Annotated in this window: 15 protein-coding genes; 6 read left to right on the top strand and 9 right to left on the bottom strand. The window is 72.2% G+C overall.

The genetic code is table 11. The features are described 5' to 3' along the window. Positions 1 to 11: 11 nt before the first annotated feature. From ACFU95_RS47025 to ACFU95_RS47015, 3 genes are read left to right on the top strand one after another with little or no spacing between them, the layout of a single operon-like run. Positions 12 to 1,529 (top strand): B12-binding domain-containing radical SAM protein, encoded by a 1,518-nt coding sequence (locus ACFU95_RS47025; protein WP_383842707.1) that lies wholly within the window; start codon positions 12 to 14, stop codon positions 1,527 to 1,529. Further along, positions 1,519 to 2,784 (top strand): hypothetical protein, encoded by a 1,266-nt coding sequence (locus ACFU95_RS47020; RefSeq protein WP_383842704.1) that lies wholly within the window; start codon positions 1,519 to 1,521, stop codon positions 2,782 to 2,784. Before ACFU95_RS47025 ends, ACFU95_RS47020 begins: the two co-directional genes overlap by 11 nt. Beyond that, a complete protein-coding gene (locus ACFU95_RS47015; RefSeq protein WP_383842701.1) occupies positions 2,784 to 4,376 on the top strand; it encodes a carbamoyltransferase C-terminal domain-containing protein in 1,593 nt (530 codons plus the stop codon). Before ACFU95_RS47020 ends, ACFU95_RS47015 begins: the two co-directional genes overlap by 1 nt. A 15-nt stretch (positions 4,377 to 4,391) precedes the next feature. Here the strand turns inward: ACFU95_RS47015 and ACFU95_RS47010 are convergent, their stop codons facing one another. From ACFU95_RS47010 to ACFU95_RS46990, 5 genes are all read right to left on the bottom strand, one after another. Next, complete coding sequence (locus ACFU95_RS47010; protein WP_383842698.1) at positions 4,392 to 5,210, bottom strand: class 1 isoprenoid biosynthesis enzyme; 819 nt, start codon at positions 5,208 to 5,210, stop codon at positions 4,392 to 4,394. Beyond that, positions 5,207 to 6,016, bottom strand: a complete 810-nt coding sequence (locus tag ACFU95_RS47005) for a geranylgeranylglyceryl/heptaprenylglyceryl phosphate synthase (protein ID WP_383842695.1) — start codon at positions 6,014 to 6,016, stop codon at positions 5,207 to 5,209. The genes ACFU95_RS47010 and ACFU95_RS47005 overlap by 4 nt, the downstream gene beginning before the upstream one ends. Before the next feature lie 44 nt (positions 6,017 to 6,060). Continuing rightward, positions 6,061 to 6,939 carry a prenyltransferase/squalene oxidase repeat-containing protein gene (locus tag ACFU95_RS47000; protein ID WP_383842692.1) on the bottom strand — a complete coding sequence of 293 codons (879 nt, stop codon included), beginning with the start codon at positions 6,937 to 6,939 and terminating at the stop codon, positions 6,061 to 6,063. 398 nt (positions 6,940 to 7,337) lie between these two features. Beyond that, positions 7,338 to 8,018 (bottom strand): hypothetical protein, encoded by a 681-nt coding sequence (locus ACFU95_RS46995; RefSeq protein WP_383842689.1) that lies wholly within the window; start codon positions 8,016 to 8,018, stop codon positions 7,338 to 7,340. Further along, positions 8,015 to 8,689: an ABC transporter ATP-binding protein gene (locus ACFU95_RS46990; RefSeq protein WP_383842686.1), complete on the bottom strand. Its 675-nt coding sequence runs from the start codon at positions 8,687 to 8,689 to the stop codon at positions 8,015 to 8,017. Before ACFU95_RS46990 ends, ACFU95_RS46995 begins: the two co-directional genes overlap by 4 nt. Positions 8,690 to 9,147: 458 nt before the next feature. Between ACFU95_RS46990 and ACFU95_RS46985 the strand changes: the two genes are divergently transcribed. From ACFU95_RS46985 to ACFU95_RS46975, 3 genes are all read left to right on the top strand, one after another. Then, on the top strand, positions 9,148 to 10,305 hold the full coding sequence (locus ACFU95_RS46985; protein ID WP_383842683.1) for a glycosyltransferase family 2 protein: 1,158 nt from the start codon (positions 9,148 to 9,150) through the stop codon (positions 10,303 to 10,305). 84 nt (positions 10,306 to 10,389) lie between these two features. Continuing rightward, on the top strand, positions 10,390 to 11,211 hold the full coding sequence (locus tag ACFU95_RS46980; protein WP_383842681.1) for a glycosyltransferase family 2 protein: 822 nt from the start codon (positions 10,390 to 10,392) through the stop codon (positions 11,209 to 11,211). Between the two features lie 5 nt (positions 11,212 to 11,216). Beyond that, positions 11,217 to 12,668, top strand: a complete 1,452-nt coding sequence (locus ACFU95_RS46975) for a glycosyltransferase (protein ID WP_383842678.1) — start codon at positions 11,217 to 11,219, stop codon at positions 12,666 to 12,668. A gap of 49 nt (positions 12,669 to 12,717) precedes the next feature. Here ACFU95_RS46975 and ACFU95_RS46970 read toward each other — a convergent pair whose 3' ends face one another. From ACFU95_RS46970 to ACFU95_RS46955, 4 genes are all read right to left on the bottom strand, one after another. Beyond that, a complete protein-coding gene (locus ACFU95_RS46970; RefSeq protein WP_383842675.1) occupies positions 12,718 to 13,368 on the bottom strand; it encodes a thymidine kinase in 651 nt (216 codons plus the stop codon). Between the two features lie 44 nt (positions 13,369 to 13,412). Beyond that, on the bottom strand, positions 13,413 to 14,660 hold the full coding sequence (locus ACFU95_RS46965; RefSeq protein WP_383842673.1) for an alkaline phosphatase family protein: 1,248 nt from the start codon (positions 14,658 to 14,660) through the stop codon (positions 13,413 to 13,415). After that, positions 14,660 to 15,247 carry a DUF5998 family protein gene (locus ACFU95_RS46960; RefSeq protein ID WP_383842670.1) on the bottom strand — a complete coding sequence of 196 codons (588 nt, stop codon included), beginning with the start codon at positions 15,245 to 15,247 and terminating at the stop codon, positions 14,660 to 14,662. The genes ACFU95_RS46965 and ACFU95_RS46960 overlap by 1 nt, the downstream gene beginning before the upstream one ends. Before the next feature lie 52 nt (positions 15,248 to 15,299). Beyond that, a partial coding sequence (locus tag ACFU95_RS46955; RefSeq protein WP_383842667.1) for an acetate--CoA ligase family protein occupies positions 15,300 to 17,338 on the bottom strand: 2,039 nt, incomplete at its 5' end.

Genomic DNA, 17,338 nt, shown 5'->3' with positions numbered 1-17,338 from the left:
GAGGGGACTTCATGCGGAAGACACTGCCCGTCATCAGTACCGGTGCGGCGGCAGGGGGCGCGTCGGGCGGTTGCTCGACCGCCGTCGCCGAGGCACCGGCCCGCCCGGGCCTGCCGCGCTGGCGCCGGCGGAAGCTGCGCATCGCGCTGGTCCGCCACCACGACCTGTGCCTCAACACCCGCCAGATCACCCAGATCCAGAAGCGGGCCGGCGTCCTGCCCCACCTCGGTCTCGGCTACATCCACACCGCGCTGAAGTCGGCCGGCTTCCACGACGTCATCCAGGTCGACACCCCCGCCCTCGGCCTGGACAGCGAGGGCCTGCGCAAGCTCCTCGCCGACTTCCAGCCGGACCTGGTCGGCGTCAGCACCACGACCCCGGGCCTGCCCGGCGCGGTCGAGGCCTGCCAGGCGGCCAAGAGCACCGGTGCCAAGGTCATCCTCGGCGGCCCGCACACCGAGGTCTACGCGCACGAGAACCTCTTCCACGAGGCCATCGACTACGTCGGTGTCGGCGAGGGCATCACGATCATGCCGGAGCTGGCCGAGGCCCTGGAGCAGGGCGAGAAACCGGAGGGCATCCGGGGTCTGGTCACCCGCGAACACGACGGCGGGGCCGCGCCGATGGTGAACCTGGAGGAGGTCGGCTGGCCCTCCCGCGACGGCCTGCCGATGAACAACTACTACTCGATCATGGCTCCCCGGCCGTTCGCGACGATGATCTCCAGCCGCGGCTGCCCCTTCAAGTGCAGCTTCTGCTTCAAGCAGGCCGTCGACAAGAAGTCGATGTACCGCTCCCCCGAGGACGTCGTCGGCGAGATGACGGAGCTGAAGAAGCGGTGGGGGGTGAAGGAGATCATGTTCTACGACGACGTGTTCACGCTGCACCGCGGCCGGGTCCGGGAGATCTGCGCGCTCATCGGCGAACAGGGCCTGAAGGTGCGCTGGGAGGCGCCGACCCGCGTCGACCTGGTGCCCGAACCGCTGCTGAAGTCGATGGCCGGGGCGGGCTGCGTGCGGCTGCGGTTCGGCATCGAGCACGGTGACCCGGAGATCCTCAAGCGGATGCGCAAGGAGAGCGACATCGAGAAGATCGAACGGGCCGTCACCTCCGCGCACGAGGCGGGCATCAAGGGCTTCGGCTACTTCATCGTCGGCTGGCTGGGCGAGACCCGGGAGCAGTTCCGCGCCACCGTCGACCTCGCCTGCCGGATCCCGCTGGACTACGCGAGCTTCTACACCGCGACCCCGCTGCCGGGCACCCCGCTGCACACCGAGTCGGTGGCCGCCGGACAGATACCCGCCGACTACTGGGACCGGTTCGTGCGGGGCGAGTTCGACGCGCGGATCGGCTATCTGGTGCCCGACGCCCAGCGCCGCGCCCAGGCCGCCTACCGCGCATTCTTCCTGCGCCGCTCCATGGCCAAGCCGCTGCTGACCCACATGGCCTCGACCGGCCAGTGGCGCAACACCCTGGACGGTCTGCGCAGCCTCGCCCGCTCGACCTCCAACACCGACCGTGACTTCTGAGAGCGTCCGCCCGGCCGCGTCCCTGCGGCCGGGCCCCGCCGTCCGCCTCAACGACCCGCTGCCGGACCGCGGCCGACGGCGCCGCGGTGAACCGTTCCTGACCCACCACGTCCGCCGGACCATGGCCCGGGGCTTTCGTCCCCGGCCGTCCTGGTCGGTGCCCGTGCGCTACGTCCTGCCCGACGATCCGTCGGGCGGGCCGGCCCTGCTCTCCGACGCCAGGGCCGCCGCCGACACCCTGCGCTCCGGCTCCCCGGCCCTCGCCCTGATCGCCCCGACCTACGTCTCCCGGGGCACCCTCGCCGAACAGGCGGAACGTTTCGACGCCCTGCTGGACCGGGTCGCCGAACTGACCGAGGACCGGCCGGAGGCCCCCGTCGTGCTCTTCGTGGGCATGCAGTGGACCTCGGCCGAGGAGGCGGACGAATCCGTGACGCGGCTGCGGGCGCTGCTGGCCCGGGCCCGCGCCCGGCTGCCGGAGGTGTCCGTGTGCGGCCTCTCGCTGCCGGGCCCCGGCAAGCCCCGTACGCTCAACGCCGCGATCGAGATCGCCGAGCTGCTCGGCTGCGTCGGCGTCGGCTGGGTCGACGACGACGTGACCCTCGATCCGGGCTGTCTGTCGCACCTGGCGCGGGACTTCCTGGCGGGCGGCTGCCGGGGCGCGGTGGGCGCCACGAAGATCCCGCACACCAAGCAGTTCGCCACCTCGCGCCTGCTGGCCCGCGCCAAGGCGGTCGCGGCACCCGCGACCAACTACCCGCACGGCTGCTGCATCCTGGTGGCCACCGACGTCCTGTCCGGCGGCATGCCCGGCCGCTACGTCTCGGACGACGGCTACGTCTGCTTCCGGCTCCTCGACCCCGACCTGCCCGATCCGCTGGCCCGTCTGCGCCTCGTACCGGATGCCCGCTGCCACTACTACGTCGCCGGTCCCGCGGGCGAGACCCGCCGCAGGATCCGCCGGATCCTGCTCAACCACCTCGTCGACCTCGCCGACTGGCCCCTGCCGGTGGTCCGCCACTACCTGGGCCACATCCTCTTCGCCGGCCTGTGGCCGCTGACTTCCTTCGACGCCACCGGCGGGCGGCGGCACGGCGTCCAGAAGGCCCTGATCAAGTGGCTCTACTTCGGCTGGTTCGCGGGGGTGGGGACGGAGCTGTATCTGCGCGGGCTGACTGGCCGGCCGCTGCGCGCGGTCGAGTGGGCCCCCTACTCGGTCGTTCCCACTCTCCGACCCCCTGACCAGGAGCGCTGATGAAGGTACTGTCTCTCCACTCCGCCGGCCACGACACCGGCGTCGGCTACTTCGAGGACGGACGACTGGTCTTCGCCATCGAGACCGAACGCCTCACCCGCGTCAAACACGACCACCGCTCCGACATCGCGCTGGAGCACGTGCTCTCCCAGGAGTGCGTGGACACCGACGGGATCGACCTGGTGGCGGTCAGCACCCCGGTCCGCAGCGCCCTGCTGCGGATCCCGGACCTGGACCAGGCGATGGAACGGATCGACGCCGGGGCACCGCACCACCGGACCACCTGCGACCTGCTGGGCCGGACCGTGGACTGTGTGATCGTCACCCACGAGGTCTCGCACGCCGCTCTCGCCGCCCACTACGCGGGCCACGAGGACGGCACCGTCGTCCTGGTCAACGAGGGCCGCGGACAGCTCACCCGCAGCTCCCTCTTCCGGGTCGAGGCCGACCGCCTGGAGTGGATCGCGAAGGACCCGCTGCCCTGGTACGGCAACGGCTTCGGCTGGACCGCGATCGGCCATCTGCTGGGCTTCGGCAAGAGCCCCAGCGTGGCCGGCAAGGTGATGGCACTCGGCGGCTACGGACAGCCTGACACCCGCATACGCGAGCAGCTGCTGGCGGTGGACCCGCAGGTGATGCACGACCTGGAACTGGCCGAGCGGGTGCGTGCCGAGCTCGCCCAGCGCCCCGAGTTCAACCCCGAGTTCGAGACGGCGGCCCATGTCGTCGCCACCTTCCAGGAACTGTTCACCGAAGCCGTGCGCAGTGTCCTGGACCGGCACGTCACCCGCACCGCCACGGGCGTCGGCCCGATCGCCCTCGGCGGCGGCTGCGCCCTGAACATCGTCGCCAACTCGGCGCTGCGCGAGTCCTTCGGCCGGTCCATCGCCGTGCCACCGGCCTGCGGCGACGCGGGCCACCTGGCGGGCGCCGGCATCTACGCCCTCACCTACGTCCTCGGTCAGCGCCCCCAGCCGCTCAGCGTGTACGCCAACGGCACCGGAGAGGCCCGCACCGACGTCCTGGCCGCCCTGGACACGGCGGGCCTGAAGGCCGTTCCCTACGACGGATCGGCGGTCGCCGGCCTGCTCGCGGACGGCGCCGTGGTGGCCCTGACCGAGGGGGCGGCCGAGCTCGGGCCGCGGGCGCTCGGGCACCGCTCGCTGCTGGGCAACCCGGCGGTGTCCGGGATCCGCACCCGGATGAGCATGAAGCTCAAGCAGCGCGAGTGGTACCGCCCGCTCGGCGCCGTGATGCGCGACGAGCGCTTCGCCGAGCTGTACCCGGGCGAGGGGCCCTCCCCGTACATGCTCTTCGAGTACCAGCTGCCGGAGGGCACCGCCCCGGAGGCCCGGCACGTCAACGGGACCTGCCGGATCCAGACCCTGGGCACCGACCAGCCGCGGCTGCACGGCCTGCTCGCCTCGTTCGAGGCGCAGACCGGTGTCCCGGCCCTGATCAACACCTCGCTCAACGGACCCGGCCGGGCCATCGCGCACACCGCCCGGCACGTGCTGGACGACTTCGCGGACAGCGAGGTCGACCTGTTCGTCTTCGACGACGTGATGGCCTACCGGAGCGAACCCCGGTAGGCCGTCGGCCGGCGGTCAGCGCACCAGGTGCCCCGGCAGCAGCCGGTCCAGTATGTCGTCGGTGTACACGTCGACGACGGGGACCAGCCCCGAGGAGGCCGGCTGCTCCCGTGCCGCGCCGAGCGCCTGGGCGCGCAGCCGCTCCAGCAGCGCCTCGACGTCCTGTGCGGGGACGGCCCCGGTGCGCATCAGGTGGCCGAGGTTCCCGTCCCGCTCGCCGTTGCGGTCGTAGTCGGTCAGGTCGTCGGCGATGGTGATGATCGTGCCGAACGCCTCGGCGAACCGCCGCGAGGGGTCGACGGACTTCTCCTCACGGCCGCAGATCGCCGCGAGGGAGCCGTAGCAGCCGAGGAAGGTGGCGCCGTAGGTGCTGGCGTTGGCGCACCACTCGTCGAGGGTCCGAGCCCGGTGGCTCTTGGTGCGGACCTGGCCGGTGCAGACCTCGGTGAAGTCGCGTTCGAGGAGGTCCGTCACGACGCGGGCGTCCTCGGCGAGCGCGCACATCTCCTTCAGCGCCGTCAGATGCAGGTGCAGGCACAGACAGGCGAGTTCGATGCGGTTGAGCCCGGTGTCGTCGTCCATGAGGTCGTCGAGCAGCTTCATGGCCACGATGTCCATGGCCAGCGCGCGGGCCACGTCGGTACGCCGCCCCGGGTCGGTGACCCACTCGGTGAGGAAGTGCGGCACCCGCAGGTAGAGGCGCAACGCCGCGGTGTGGGCCACGAGGTCGGGGGAGCCGCCGTTGCGAGCGACGAAGTCGGTGACGTGGTCGCGGTTGGCGGCCTCGGTGACCAGCATCGACGCGGAGTAGGCCGCGGGCAGTGCCGCGGTCACGGACGGCCCGCCGTGATCTCGCCGAGCGTCGAACGCCAGTCGCCCTGCTCCAGCGCCCCGGCGAAGCCCACGTAGTCGGCGCCCGCCTCCAGGTAGGCGGTGACGTGCTCCCGGCGCCGGACGTTGCCGCTGACGAACAGGATCTGGTCGGGGTGGAGCCGTCGGCGGAAGTGCCGGACCACGTCGGACGGAACCTGTGTGTAGCGGGAGTACAGGTAGACCATGTGGAAGCCGAAGCTGCGGGTGACCGCGATGTACTGGTCGATCTGCTCGGTGGTCGTGGTGGCCACCGGCACCGTCCCCAGCAGATCGCCCGTCTTGTCGTCCTCGCCGAAGGTGAGGGCGACGGTGAGCAGCAGTTCCGGCCAGGACTCGCTCAGGCCGGGAAGGTTCACCAGGGTCTCCAGATAGCTCTTCCACACGTAGTAGTCGTCGCGTGAGCCGAGCAGCGCGGGCAGCATGACGGCGTCGGCGCCGCGGGCCAGGGGGAAGCCGAGGCCCTTGCGCGGCGGGAAGTGCAACAGCACCGGCAGGGAGCTGGCCTCCTTGATCGCCGCTATGTACGGGTCCATTCGGGACTCGAAGGACTCGTAGTCCGTGCTGGCGAGGATGAGGGCGGGATAGCCGAGATCGTCGAGGATCTTCGCCTTCTCCACGGCCTCTTCCTGCGGCACCTTGAACGGGTCGATGATGTGAACGGGCCCTCGCCGGTGGCCCCGAAGCCGGGTGAGAACGTCTCCCGGACCCAGCAGGGTCGGCGCGGCCGGGACTTGCGTGCGCTGGACCAACTGCGGTGATGACTTCACCAGCGTTCCCCCATAGTTGTCCGGTCGTGGCGCGCTGCGCGCCGTCATACGAGGTCCGCGCGGCCCTGTTCGGCCGCCGGCACCCCCGCGGTCCTCGTCCTGGCCAGAGCGGCGACGACGGACGCGGTGGTGTAGAGCGCTTTCGTGTCCAGGACGACGGAGCCCAGCGCGGCCTTCCCGCGCCTGCCCCGCTCCCAGTGCTCGCGTGCGTCGGGATCGAACTCCATGGGACCGGGCACCCGGCACCACGCGGACGGCCGCCAACCGCCGTCCTTCTCCTGGGAGTCGATCAGATAGGAGACCGCACGGCGGACGGCGTCCCGGCCTTCCGGCAGGTCACCCGCCACCACGGCCCGCAGGGCGAAGGCGGTGGCGAAGGCGGAGCCCTCCTGCTCCCACTCGGTGCGTACGGCACCGTCGGCGCCGATCCTGGCGGCGGCCCAGCGAGCGGCCGCCCTTGCCTCGGCGTGGTCCGCGTCCGGACGGCCGGCGGTGAGCGCCTCCGCCGCCAGCGCCGTGGGGTACTCGCGGTCCGGCCACCAGTAGGCGGGCCACGATCCGTCGGAGCGCTGGATCTCCCGGAGCCTGCTCAACAGCCGTTCGCGCACGGAGAGCCGGAGCAGTCCGGCGGCGGCCGTGGTCACACAGGCGTGACTGGCGTACCAGGCGTCCCAGCGGGGGGCGACCCGGTCCAGGAAGGGCGCGGCGATGTGCGGCAGATAGCTGGAGATGCCGCCGTCCTGCTGCAGGTGGGCCGCGACGAAGCGGTATCCCTCGTCGGCACGGGGGTCGTCCTCGGCGCCCAACGCCTCGGCCAGGCGCAGGACCCAGGAGGTGATGTCGGCGTCTCCGGGGACCTGGGGGCAGTAGCCCCATCCGTCGGACGGGCCGCGTGCCTGTCTCAGCACTTCCCAGGCGGACATCGCCGCCGCGCGCCCGGGGCCCTCGGGCAATTCCGCGAGAGAGGCTCCGACAAACGCTGTGGCCCAGAACTGGCCTGGGCCACGCACTTCGTAGTCATTCCACCAGCCGTCCGCATCGCGGGCGGTCAGAAGGAATTCCGTCGCCCTGGCGAGGGCTTGTTCGGCGGAATCACCGAGTGGTAATCGCTGTGCACCGTTCACGAACTCTCCTTTCGGGGGAGAGGTGACGAGCCGGGACACCATACCGGCACGCGGAGAGCGCGACGGCAGGACGATTCCCCAACCCTACACGTGTTCGTATCGGCGAGACAGGGTTCTATTCTCCTGACAGGTTCCGCAATGCGTCGGGGGCCGAGATCGACTCGGCCCCCGACGCAACCCCCGGACTCCCGGTGGATTCACACGAATTGCATGTGGGTACGCCGCCGCAATCGCACCGACATGACGCCGCCGCTCGCCAGGACCAGCAGTCCGGTCACCACGACGGCGTGGGTCGCGCCCGAGGCGAGGGAACCGCTGCCGGCACCGTCGACGGCGTAGGTGATGATCTCGCGGGTCGACCAGAAGGGCAGCGCCTTGGCCGCGTCCTTGGCCGGGTCGATCACCATCTGGGCGCCGATGACGGAGATCAGCAGCAGGGTGCCCTCCAGGTCCCGGGGCACGGCGAGACCGAGCAGCAGCCCGAGCGGGACGGCCACCAGGGTGGTCAGCGCCAGTTCCAGGGAGACCGCCTGCGGGTTGGCCACGTCCTGGTCCACGATCACAATCACGGCGTACAGCGCGGAGATCAGCAGCCCGGCGGTGAGCAGCGCGATCAGGCGGCCCAGGTACAGGTGCCGGGGCCGGAAACCGGACAGGGTGAGCCGGGGTTCGATCTCCCGGCCGCCCACGGCCGAGAAGAGGGCGGCGGTGCTCACCGCGAAGCCGACGCCCAGGCTGGCGAACCGGATGGCCTGGCCCGCCTGGTCGTGCCGGCCGAGGTAGAACACCAGCGGCACGAGAAGGAGCAGGCCCAGCACCCCGCGCCGGCGCAGCAGTTCGCGCAGGGTCATCTCGGCCATGCGCAGGGTACGGCTCATCGTCCGGCCTCCTGCTTGCGAGGGCTGAGGTCGAGCACGTGGTCGACCCGGTCGAGTTCGTTGAGCATGTGGGTCACGACGACGATCGCCCTGCCCTCGTCGCGCCAGCCCCAGACGTTCTGCCAGAAGTCCACGTAGGAGCCCCGGTCGAAGCCCTGGTAGGGCTCGTCGAGCAGCAGGACGTCCGGGTCGCCGAGGGCGGAGAGGACCACGTTCAGCTTCTGCCGGGTGCCGCCCGAGAGGTCCTTGGCCAGGGTCCTGCGGGCGACGGACCAGTCCAGCCTGGAGGCGAGTTCGCGGCCCCGGCGGTCGGCGTCGCGGCTGGCCATGCCCCGGCCGGTGCCGAACAGCGCGAAGTGCTCGCGCGGGGTGAGGAAGCTCATGACGCCGGCGTTCTGCGGGCAGTAGCCGAGGCGTCCGGTGATGGTCACCCGGCCCGCGTCCGGGGCGAGCAGCCCGGCGCAGATCTTGAGCATGCTGGACTTGCCGGCCCCGTTGCTGCCCACGATCGCCGCGACCTCGCCGGCGTGCACGACGAGGTCGACGCCGTTCAGGACCCGGCGGCCGCCGTAGCTCTTCACGATCCCCTGCGCGTACAGCCGGACGTCACGCCCGGACGGCGGCCCGGACACCCCGCCCAACTGCTGTTCCGCGTGTGCGGAATACCTCATGTGTGACACCTTCCCTCCGCCGCCCGCGACGAATGGCGCGGAATAACGTGCGGTTAGCCTGCCACAGACGGGGAGACAGACCACACACACCGCCGACACGCACCGCGGGGCGGAAAAATTCGGCCGACTATTTTCGGTCGTTCCTGCATGCCGCCCGTGGGGAACCGTGCGCGGCAGCAACGAAATTCGGCCAGGTCACCACCCGAATCAATGCACCGCTGTCCGGCGGATTCATCGAACCGCACAAGTGCAACCCCCGGCATTTCGGCCACCCCTGAGAAACAGGGTGCCCGGCCTTGTGATCACTTCGGAGCGCCGGTTAGAGTACGCCCCGTCGAAATCTGCGCATTCCGCACATTGCACGGAACGCGCGTCGACGGTGAATTCCCCTTCGTTCACGGATATCTGACGGAGGGCCGGAACGGGTGGTGCACGGGTCGGCCGACGAAGGGACGCGAATGCGGGGGCGCACCGACAGCGGACGCATCTGGTGGCAGCGCGCCGTGGCCCGCGGCTTCGCCCCCCTCCCCCCGCCGCACACCCCGGTGACCCTGGTCAGGTCGGGAGAACTCCGGCCGGACCCGGTGGACCTGGAGACCTCTCTGCCCTCCGGCGGCCTCGGGGTGCTGCTTCCGACCTATGTGGCGCGCTGCGACGCGGCGGCCCACGAGACCGCGCTCCGTCATCTCCTCGACGCCCTCGCCGAGGTACGCGCGGCCCGTCCCGACCTGCCACTGACCCTCTGGCTGGGCATGCAGTACGGCCCCGGCGAGCAGGCGGAGGCGCTCGACCGGCTGGTCAGGCTCACCGAGGTCGCCGCCCCCGTGCCCGTCGTGGGATTCGCGCTGCCGGGCCGGGGAAAGCTCCGGACCGTCAACACGGCACTGCGGCTGTCCCGTCCGCTGGGGCACATCGGCTGGCTGTGGACCGACGACGACGTCGAGTTCGCTCCCGGCTGTCTGGCCCGGCTCGTCGACCGCTTCCACGAACGCGGCCGCACCGGCGCGGTCGGCGCGCACCTCGTCGCCCTGCCCCGTCCGTCGGCCGCCTCGCGGACGATGGACCGCATATCCGGCGTCACCGTGCCTCCGGGCGCCTGTCCGGCGGCGGCCTGCATGCTCGTCGTGGCCGACGTCGTCGCCGCCGGGATCCCGGCACGCCGGCTGGCCGACGACGGCCATGTGCTCTTCGAACTCCTCGATCCCGACGCGGCCGACCCGCTGCACGACCTGGAGGTCCTGCCCGAAGCCCGGGGCAGCTTCTACCGGGTCAGCCGGACCCACGACACCCTGCGCCGGCTGCGCCGTTCGCTCTACAGCCATGTGACCTGCACGGCCGACTACCCGTGGCCGACCGCGCGGACCTATCTCACGGGCACGCTGTTCCACGGCCTGTGGCCGCTCGCCGCCTGGGACAACAGCGGCGGGCCCGTCCGGGGACTGAAGCGCTGGACCGTCAAGGCCGTACACCTGACCTGGTTCTGCACGGTCGCCGCGGGTCTCGCCGCACGCGGCGCGGCCGGCCGCCCACTGCGGCACGTGCCGTGGGGCGACGACGGCGACTTCCGCAGCCCGGCCGCCGAGGAGCACCCCGCGGCGGCGCGCACCGGACGCTGACAGACGACTGGCGTCCGGCGCGAGGGGCGTCCGGACGCCGAGATCGGCGGCTGCCCGCTGCGGCGGCCCCGGAAGGGAGACGCCGTGCGGACACCGGCACACGGCAAGGAGGCGGCGGTCACCGTCGTCCTGCCGCACTACGACTGCGCGGACTACCTGGGTGCGGCGGCGGCCTCGGTCCTCGCCCAGGACCGGACCGACCTGCGGCTGATCGTGGTCGACGACTGCTCCCCCGACGACAGGTGGACGGCCGCGCTGCGCCCGCTGTCCGACGACCCGCGCCTGACGGTGCTGCGCACCTCCGAGAACGTCGGGCATCTGCGCATCAAGAACAAGGTCCTGGAGCGCGTGGACACCACGTACGTCGCCTTCCAGGACGCCGACGACATCAGCCTGCCGGGCCGGCTGCGCCATCAACTCGCCCTGCTGGAGCGGGGCAAGGCCGATCTGGTGGGCTGCGCCTACGAGTTCATCGACGCCACGGGCCGGGGCACCGGCCGCCGCCGGATGCCCCGCAACGGCAATCTGTGGATGCGCCTGGGCCGTTCGACGGTGGTGCTGCACCCTTCGTCGGTGGTGCGCCGCGAGGTGCTGGAGCGGCTCGGCGGCTTCGACGGCACGGTCCGGCTGGGCGCCGACACCGACTTCCACCTGCGGGCGGCCCGGCTGTACCGGCTGCGCAGTGTGCGCCATGTCCTGTACCGCTACCGGATCTGGCCCCAGTCGCTGACCCAGGCGCCCGGGACCGGCTTCGGGTCCGAGGAGCGGCTCTCCTACACCCGCGCCCTGAACGCCCAGGAACGCCGGCGCCGTGAGGCGAGGACCCGCGAGGAACTACTGCCCCTGCTGGTCGCGCCGCCCAACGACATCGACTTCCGCCTGGAACCGGTCGCGGTGGGCGGGTGACAGGCATGGAGCGGGGCCTGCCGGAGTTCGGTGTCGTCGTCGCGGCTCCCGAGGGCGACTGGGAGCCCGCGGTGCGCGGCCTGCGGCACCAGTCCCTGCCACCCGCCGCGATCACGGTGGTCACCCCGGCCGGCTCCGCACCGCGGGACCCGGGCCTGCGCCACGTGCCCTGCGCACCCGGAACCGCCGCCGAGACCTGCGTCGAGGCCGCGCGCACCACCCGGGCCCCCTACGTCGCCTTCCTGCACGGCCGCGACGAAGCCCTCCCCCACTGGCTGGCCCACCTGGCCCGGGCCGCCGACGGGGACGCCGGCCTCGTCCAGTGCGGCACACTCCGGCTGCGGGCGGACGGCCTCGTCGACGGCATCACCCTGGCCCCCGGCCTCGACGGCGCCGCCTACGCCGTACGACGTGATCTGCTGGGCACGAGCGGTCGTACGGCCAGGTGGGTCGCCGTGCCGCGGCTGCTGGTGCGGCGCCGGGCCGACGACACGGACGCCACCGGGTCCGCCGCCCGGGCCGCGGCAACCGCACTCGTGCGGGACAGCCGCGTCACCTCCTCGGTCGACGAGCCCCGCGTGGACGGGGCCGGACCCGGGCGGGCCCCGGAACTCGTCTCGGTCGTGATCCCCGTCCGCGACGGGGCGCTCACCCTCCCGGCCCAGCTGCGCGCCCTCGCGGCCCAGACGTACACCGGCGGCTGGGAAGTGCTCGTCGTCGACAACGGCTCCACCGACGCGACCCGCGAGGTCGCCGAGAAGGCCCGCCCGGACCTGCCCGGCCTGCGCATCGTCGAGGCCGGCGAACGGCCCGGGGAGAGCTATGCCCGCAACCGCGGGATCGCCGCCGCCGGGGGAGACTTCATCGCCTTCTGCGACGCCGACGACGTCGCGGACCCGGGCTGGCTCGCCGCGCTGGCCGAGGCGGCGCCGGACGCCGATCTGCTCGGCGGCGGCCTCGACAGCAGTGTGCTCAGTCCCGCGTACGCCGACGAGCAGCCGGTGCCGATGACCGATCAGACGGACTTCCTGCCTTTCGCGCGCGGCGCCAACTGCGCCGCCTGGAAGGAGGTGCTGACGACGATCGGCGGCTGGGACGAGCGCTACCGGGGCGGCGGCGAGGACATGGACCTGTCCTGGCGGGCCCACCTGTGCGGCTACCGGGTCGGCTACGCCCACGACGCCCGCATGCACTACCGGCTGCGCGCCGGACTGTCCTCCCTGGCCCGGCAGAAGTGGAACTACGGCCGCTCCGGCGCCCGTCTGTACGCCGCCTACCGCCATGCCGGCTTCGAGCGCCGGGACAGCCGGACGGTCGTGATGAACTGGTCCTGGCTGTTGCTGCACGCCCCTGACCTGGCCCGCTCCCCGGTCCTGCGCCGCCGCTGGATCCGCTACGGCGCCCGTCTCTCCGGGTTCCTGGCCGGCAGTGCGGAACAGGGTGTCAGGTATCTCTGAGGCGGAACGGCATCCGGCTGCCGGTCGGCTAGGTGCCGTCGTGAGGCCGTCAGCCCGAGGTGACCGGCAGTACGTCGGGCGACAGTGCCGCGGCCCGCGCCGTCGCGCTCGTCATCCTCCTGCGGTGATGACGGCGGCACAGCACCTCGTACCCGAGGGCCTCCTCGGCCACGCCCACGTCCCCGACCAGGACCTGCTCGCCCTCGACGACCATGTCGCCATCCACCGTGCGGGCGTTGTGCGTGGCCCGTGCCCCGCACCAGCACATCGCCTCGACCTGGAGCGCCTCGATCCGGTCCGCCAGTTCGATCAGCCGCTGCGAACCGGGGAACAGCGTGGTCCGGAAGTCCGTGGTGATACCGAACGCGAACACATCGAGGTCCAGATCGTCCACGATCCGGGCCAGCTGGTCGATCTGCTCCGGCAACAGGAACTGGGCCTCGTCCAGGATGACGTAGTCCACCTTGCCGCCCCGCGACATACGGTCCACCACGAAGGCGTAGAGATCCAGATCGGGCGCGGCCTCCACCGCGTCGGTCACCAGCCCCAGTCGTGACGACAGCTTGCCGGTCCCCGCCCGGTCCTCCCGCGTGAAGATCACGCTCTGCAGACCGCGAGTCGAACGGTTGTGGGCGATCTGGAGCGCCAGCGTCGACTTCCCGCAGTCCATCGTTCCGGAGAAGAACACCAGCTCGGGCATGTTGAGTTGAGCACCTTTCGGCAACCGGAGGAACGGGGGAATCGTCAGGAGCGTACTTCGAGCAGGGGGACCAGCTGCTCTGCGGGGGTCATCGAACCGTGGTTGCCGACCATCGCCGACTCCTTGGGCTCCCGCTCGGAGGCGATGATCAGGACGTCGTCCCGCGCGGCGGCGACCACGTCGCCGATCCGCTCGTACACCCGCTCGTCGATCCGCGGCCCGAACCAGCCCGCCGCGATCGCCTCGTCCCGGGAGGCCACCCAGAACTGCTCGCCGAGCACCTCGCGCCAGCAGGTCAGCACGTCGTTCGCGGCGCCCGGCACCGCGTAGACGTGCCGTGCCCGGCCCTCGCCGCCGAGCAGGGCGACGCCGGCGCGCAGCTCCCAGTCCTCGTCGAAGTCGATGCGGTGCTCTTCGTCGAAGGGCACGTCGATCATGCCGTGGTCGGCGGTGACGTAGAGGGCGCTGCGCGGCGGCAGTTGCTCGGCGAGGCGCTGGACGAGCCGGTCGACGTACATGAGCTGCCCGCGCCAGGTGTCGGAGTCGACGCCGTAGCGGTGGCCGGCGCCGTCGAGCTCGGCGTAGTACGTGTAGACCAGGGAGCGGTCGCCCGCGGCCAGTTGCCCGGCCGCAAGGTCCATACGGTCCTCGCCGGTCAGCCGCCCGAGGAACGTTCCGCCACTGAGGGCGACCTTGGTGAGCGGGGTGTTCTGGAAGGTGGGCGAGGACACCTGGGCCGCGTGCACGCCCGCCTGCTGCGCCAGCTGGAAGACGGTGGGATACGGCTGCCAGGCGCGCGGCGGCGTCCAGGGCTTCCAGCGCAGCTGGTTCATCAGCTCGGCGGTCTCGGGGTTGCGCACGGTGTATCCCGGCAGGCCGTGCGCGCCCGGCGGCAGGCCGGTGCCGACGGAGGCGAGGGAAGTCGCGGTGGTCGCCGGGTAACCGGCGGTGATCGGGCGTCCGGTGCCGCCGCGCGAGCTGCTCAGCAGCGAGGTCATGAACGGCGCGTCCTGGGGATGCGCCTTGAGCTGCTCCCAGCCGAGGCCGTCGATCAGGAACACGCAGTTGCGGTCGGCGGCGGTCAGCTCGGGGATCGCGGCGGTCATCTGCGGTACGGCCATACCCGCGGCCAGCGTGGGCAGCAGGTCGGCGAGGGAGCCACTGCCGTACTCGGGGACGGGCGCGGAGTGGACGGCGAGGGGTTCCGGGTGGGAGTCCCAGGCGGTGGAATCAGAAGGGGCGGGCGCGGAGCGCCCTCGGTCATGGGCGGCGGGGGGAGACGGGTGGGACATCAGCGAGCGAGGTCCGCGGTCGCCTCGGAGAGCGACTGCGCGAAGGTGAGCGCCTGGCGGACCGTCTCCGGGCCGTCGCCGGCCTCGCTGACGCGCAGGCTGAGGTCGTCCGCCGTCGAGCTGCCCGTGTAGCCGTGGTCGGCCTCGCAGTTGGGGTCGCCGCAGGCCGCGGGCTCCAGGTCGATACGGGAGACGGCGCCCCATCCGATGGTCAGCACGACCTCGCGGGGCAGCGTGCCCGGCTTGTACTGCTCCGGGTTGGCGACGACGCGGCTGACGACGACCGACGAGATCCGGCCGATCTTCACCGACTCGGTGGACGTGGTGGCGTACGGCGTCGGGGAGGTGGTGTCCGCGGCCTGCTCGTCGGTGTGGCTCACGATGAAACGGTTGCCGGTGAGCACGAGCACGGTCACATGCCGGCGCACCTCGTTCTGGTCGAACGTCGTCTCCTGGTGGACCAGGTACGACCGGACGGGCTCGCCGCCCACAGCGGCCTCCACCGCCTCGGCCACGAGGGCCGGGTAGTAGCCGCTGCGCTCGATCGCCGCACGCAGCCCCTGGGTCGAAGTACTGGTCTTGGCCATGACGCCCATCCTACGGGGGCGCACTGACTGCGAGGCACCGCTCAGGGCGGTCTCAGTACGTGGGCAGGGTCCTCGGCCCGAGGTCGTCGCGCGCGGGCGGCGGCGCGAGGCGTACGGAGGCGCCGAGCACGCTCAGACCGTGGGTGGCGACGACGACCGGCTCCAGGGTCACCGCGACGACCTCGGGGTGGTCGTCGACCAGTCGCGACACCCGCAGCAGCAGCTCCTCCAGGGCCGGGGTGTCCACGGGCGTGGAGCCGCGCCAGCCGAACAGGAGCGGTGCCGTCCGGATGGAGCGGATGATCGAGGTCGCCTCACGGTCGGTGACCGGGATGAGCCGGTGCGCCATGTCCCCGAGCAGCTGCGAAGCGGCTCCCGCGAGCCCGAAGGACAGCACGGCACCGGCCGCCGGGTCGATCACGGCCCGTACGACGGTGTCGACGCCGCGCGGTGCCATGCTCTGCACGACCGGCCGCAGCTCCTCCGGCCTGCCGAACAGCTCGGTCAACTCGGTGTAGGCCCGGCGCAGTTGCTCCTCGTCCGCGAGGTCGAGCCGCACACCACCGAGGTCGGCGCGGTGCCGCAGGTGGGGGGCGGTGGCCTTGAGGGCGACCGGATAGCCGAGAGTGTGGGCGGCGTCCGCGGCGTCGTCGGGGGTGGGCGCGTGCAGGGCGCGGTGCACACGGACGCCGTACTTCCCGAGCAGGTCGGCGGTCTCGTCCGTGCCCAGGGTGAGGCCCTGGCCGCGCGCGAGGAGCCCGCCGATCAGCTGGGCGGCGCCCTTCTCGTCGATGTTCTCGTACTCGGGCACCCGGCCGGGGTCGGCCGCGTCGCGCCGCCACTGGGAGTACTTGACGGCTTCGGCGAGGGCGCGGATCGCGCGTTCGGCGGCCGGGTAGGCGGGGATGAGCCGGGGGGCGTTCTCCGAGGTGTCCGACGCCTCGGGCAGGGGGTCGGCCGGGAAGTCCAGGGGGCGGAAGGGGTGAGCGCGGCTCGCGAGGCCGGGCGCCTTCGTGGCCGCCTGCGGTGCGGTGCTCGCCGCGGCCGACAGCGCCTCCGCGAGCCCGCCGAGTTCCACGTGCACCACGAGCACGGGCTTCCCCGGCACCCGCTCGGCCGCCGACCGCAGCGCTTGCGCCAGCTCCGCGTCACCGGTCGAGGCGTCCCCGATCGCCGGGATGGCGGTGACGACGACCGCGTCGCACGTCTCGTCGGCCAAGGCGCGCGACAGTGCCTCGTGGAAGCCGGCCGCCGACGCCCCCGTCGTCAGATCCAGCGGCGGCAAGGGGCGCAGTCCCTCGGAGAGGCAGGCGTCGTAGGTCAGCAGCCCCAGCGACTCGGAGTTCCCGAGGATCGCCACCCGCGGACCGGTCGGCAGCGGCTGGCGGGCGAGCAGCAGACCCGCGTCCACCAGTTCGGTGATCGTGTCCACCCGGATCACGCCGGCCTGCCGCAGCAGCGCGGACACCGTGGCGTGCGGCAGCCGCGTGGCCCGTACGGCGTGCCCCTGGGGCGCCGCGCCGCCGTGCCGCGCGCCCTGCACCACGACCAGCGGCTTCGCCGCCGCCGTACGCCGGGCGAGGCGGGTGAACTTGCGCGGGTTGCCGATGGACTCCAGGTACATCAGGACGACATCGGTGTCCGGATCGTCGTACCAGTACTGGAGGACATCGTTGCCGGACACGTCGGCCCGGTTGCCGGACGAGATCAGGGTCGACACGCCCGTGACCCCGGTCACGCCGCCACCGCGCCGGTGCAGCCGCGAGAGCAGCGCGATCCCGATCGCACCGGACTGCGCGAACAGCCCGATCCGGCCCGGGCGGGGCATCTCGGGCGCCAGGGAGGCGTTCAGCCGGACGTCGGCGGAGGTGTTGATGATCCCGAAGGCGTTCGGCCCGATGATGCGCATGCCGTACGCGCGCGCGTGCCGGACTAGTTCTCGCTGGCGCTCCCGCCCGTCGGGCCCGCTCTCGGCGTACCCGGCGGAGAGCACGACCAGGCCCTGCACGCCGTGCTCGCCGCAGTCGGTGACCACTTCGGGGACGTACTCGGCGGGCACGGCGACCACCGCGAGATCGACCTGCTCGTCGA

This window comes from Streptomyces sp. NPDC057623 (genome assembly GCF_042800355.1).
In the GTDB taxonomy this organism is placed as follows: Bacteria; Actinomycetota; Actinomycetes; order Streptomycetales; family Streptomycetaceae; genus Streptomyces.
This window is presented reverse-complemented; position numbering and strand designations above follow the sequence as displayed.

Coding starts and splice junctions, on each gene's coding strand:
- ACFU95_RS47025 (WP_383842707.1), top strand. CDS start 12: ATGCGGAAGACACTGCCCGTCATCAGTACCGGTGCGGCGGCAGGGGGC.
- ACFU95_RS47015 (WP_383842701.1), top strand. CDS start 2,784: ATGAAGGTACTGTCTCTCCACTCCGCCGGCCACGACACCGGCGTCGGC.
- ACFU95_RS47000 (WP_383842692.1), bottom strand. CDS start 6,939: ATGTCCGCCTGGGAAGTGCTGAGACAGGCACGCGGCCCGTCCGACGGA.
- ACFU95_RS46995 (WP_383842689.1), bottom strand. CDS start 8,018: ATGAGCCGTACCCTGCGCATGGCCGAGATGACCCTGCGCGAACTGCTG.
- ACFU95_RS46990 (WP_383842686.1), bottom strand. CDS start 8,689: ATGAGGTATTCCGCACACGCGGAACAGCAGTTGGGCGGGGTGTCCGGG.
- ACFU95_RS46985 (WP_383842683.1), top strand. CDS start 9,148: ATGCGGGGGCGCACCGACAGCGGACGCATCTGGTGGCAGCGCGCCGTG.
- ACFU95_RS46975 (WP_383842678.1), top strand. CDS start 11,217: ATGGAGCGGGGCCTGCCGGAGTTCGGTGTCGTCGTCGCGGCTCCCGAG.
- ACFU95_RS46970 (WP_383842675.1), bottom strand. CDS start 13,368: ATGCCCGAGCTGGTGTTCTTCTCCGGAACGATGGACTGCGGGAAGTCG.
- ACFU95_RS46965 (WP_383842673.1), bottom strand. CDS start 14,660: ATGTCCCACCCGTCTCCCCCCGCCGCCCATGACCGAGGGCGCTCCGCG.
- ACFU95_RS46960 (WP_383842670.1), bottom strand. CDS start 15,247: ATGGCCAAGACCAGTACTTCGACCCAGGGGCTGCGTGCGGCGATCGAG.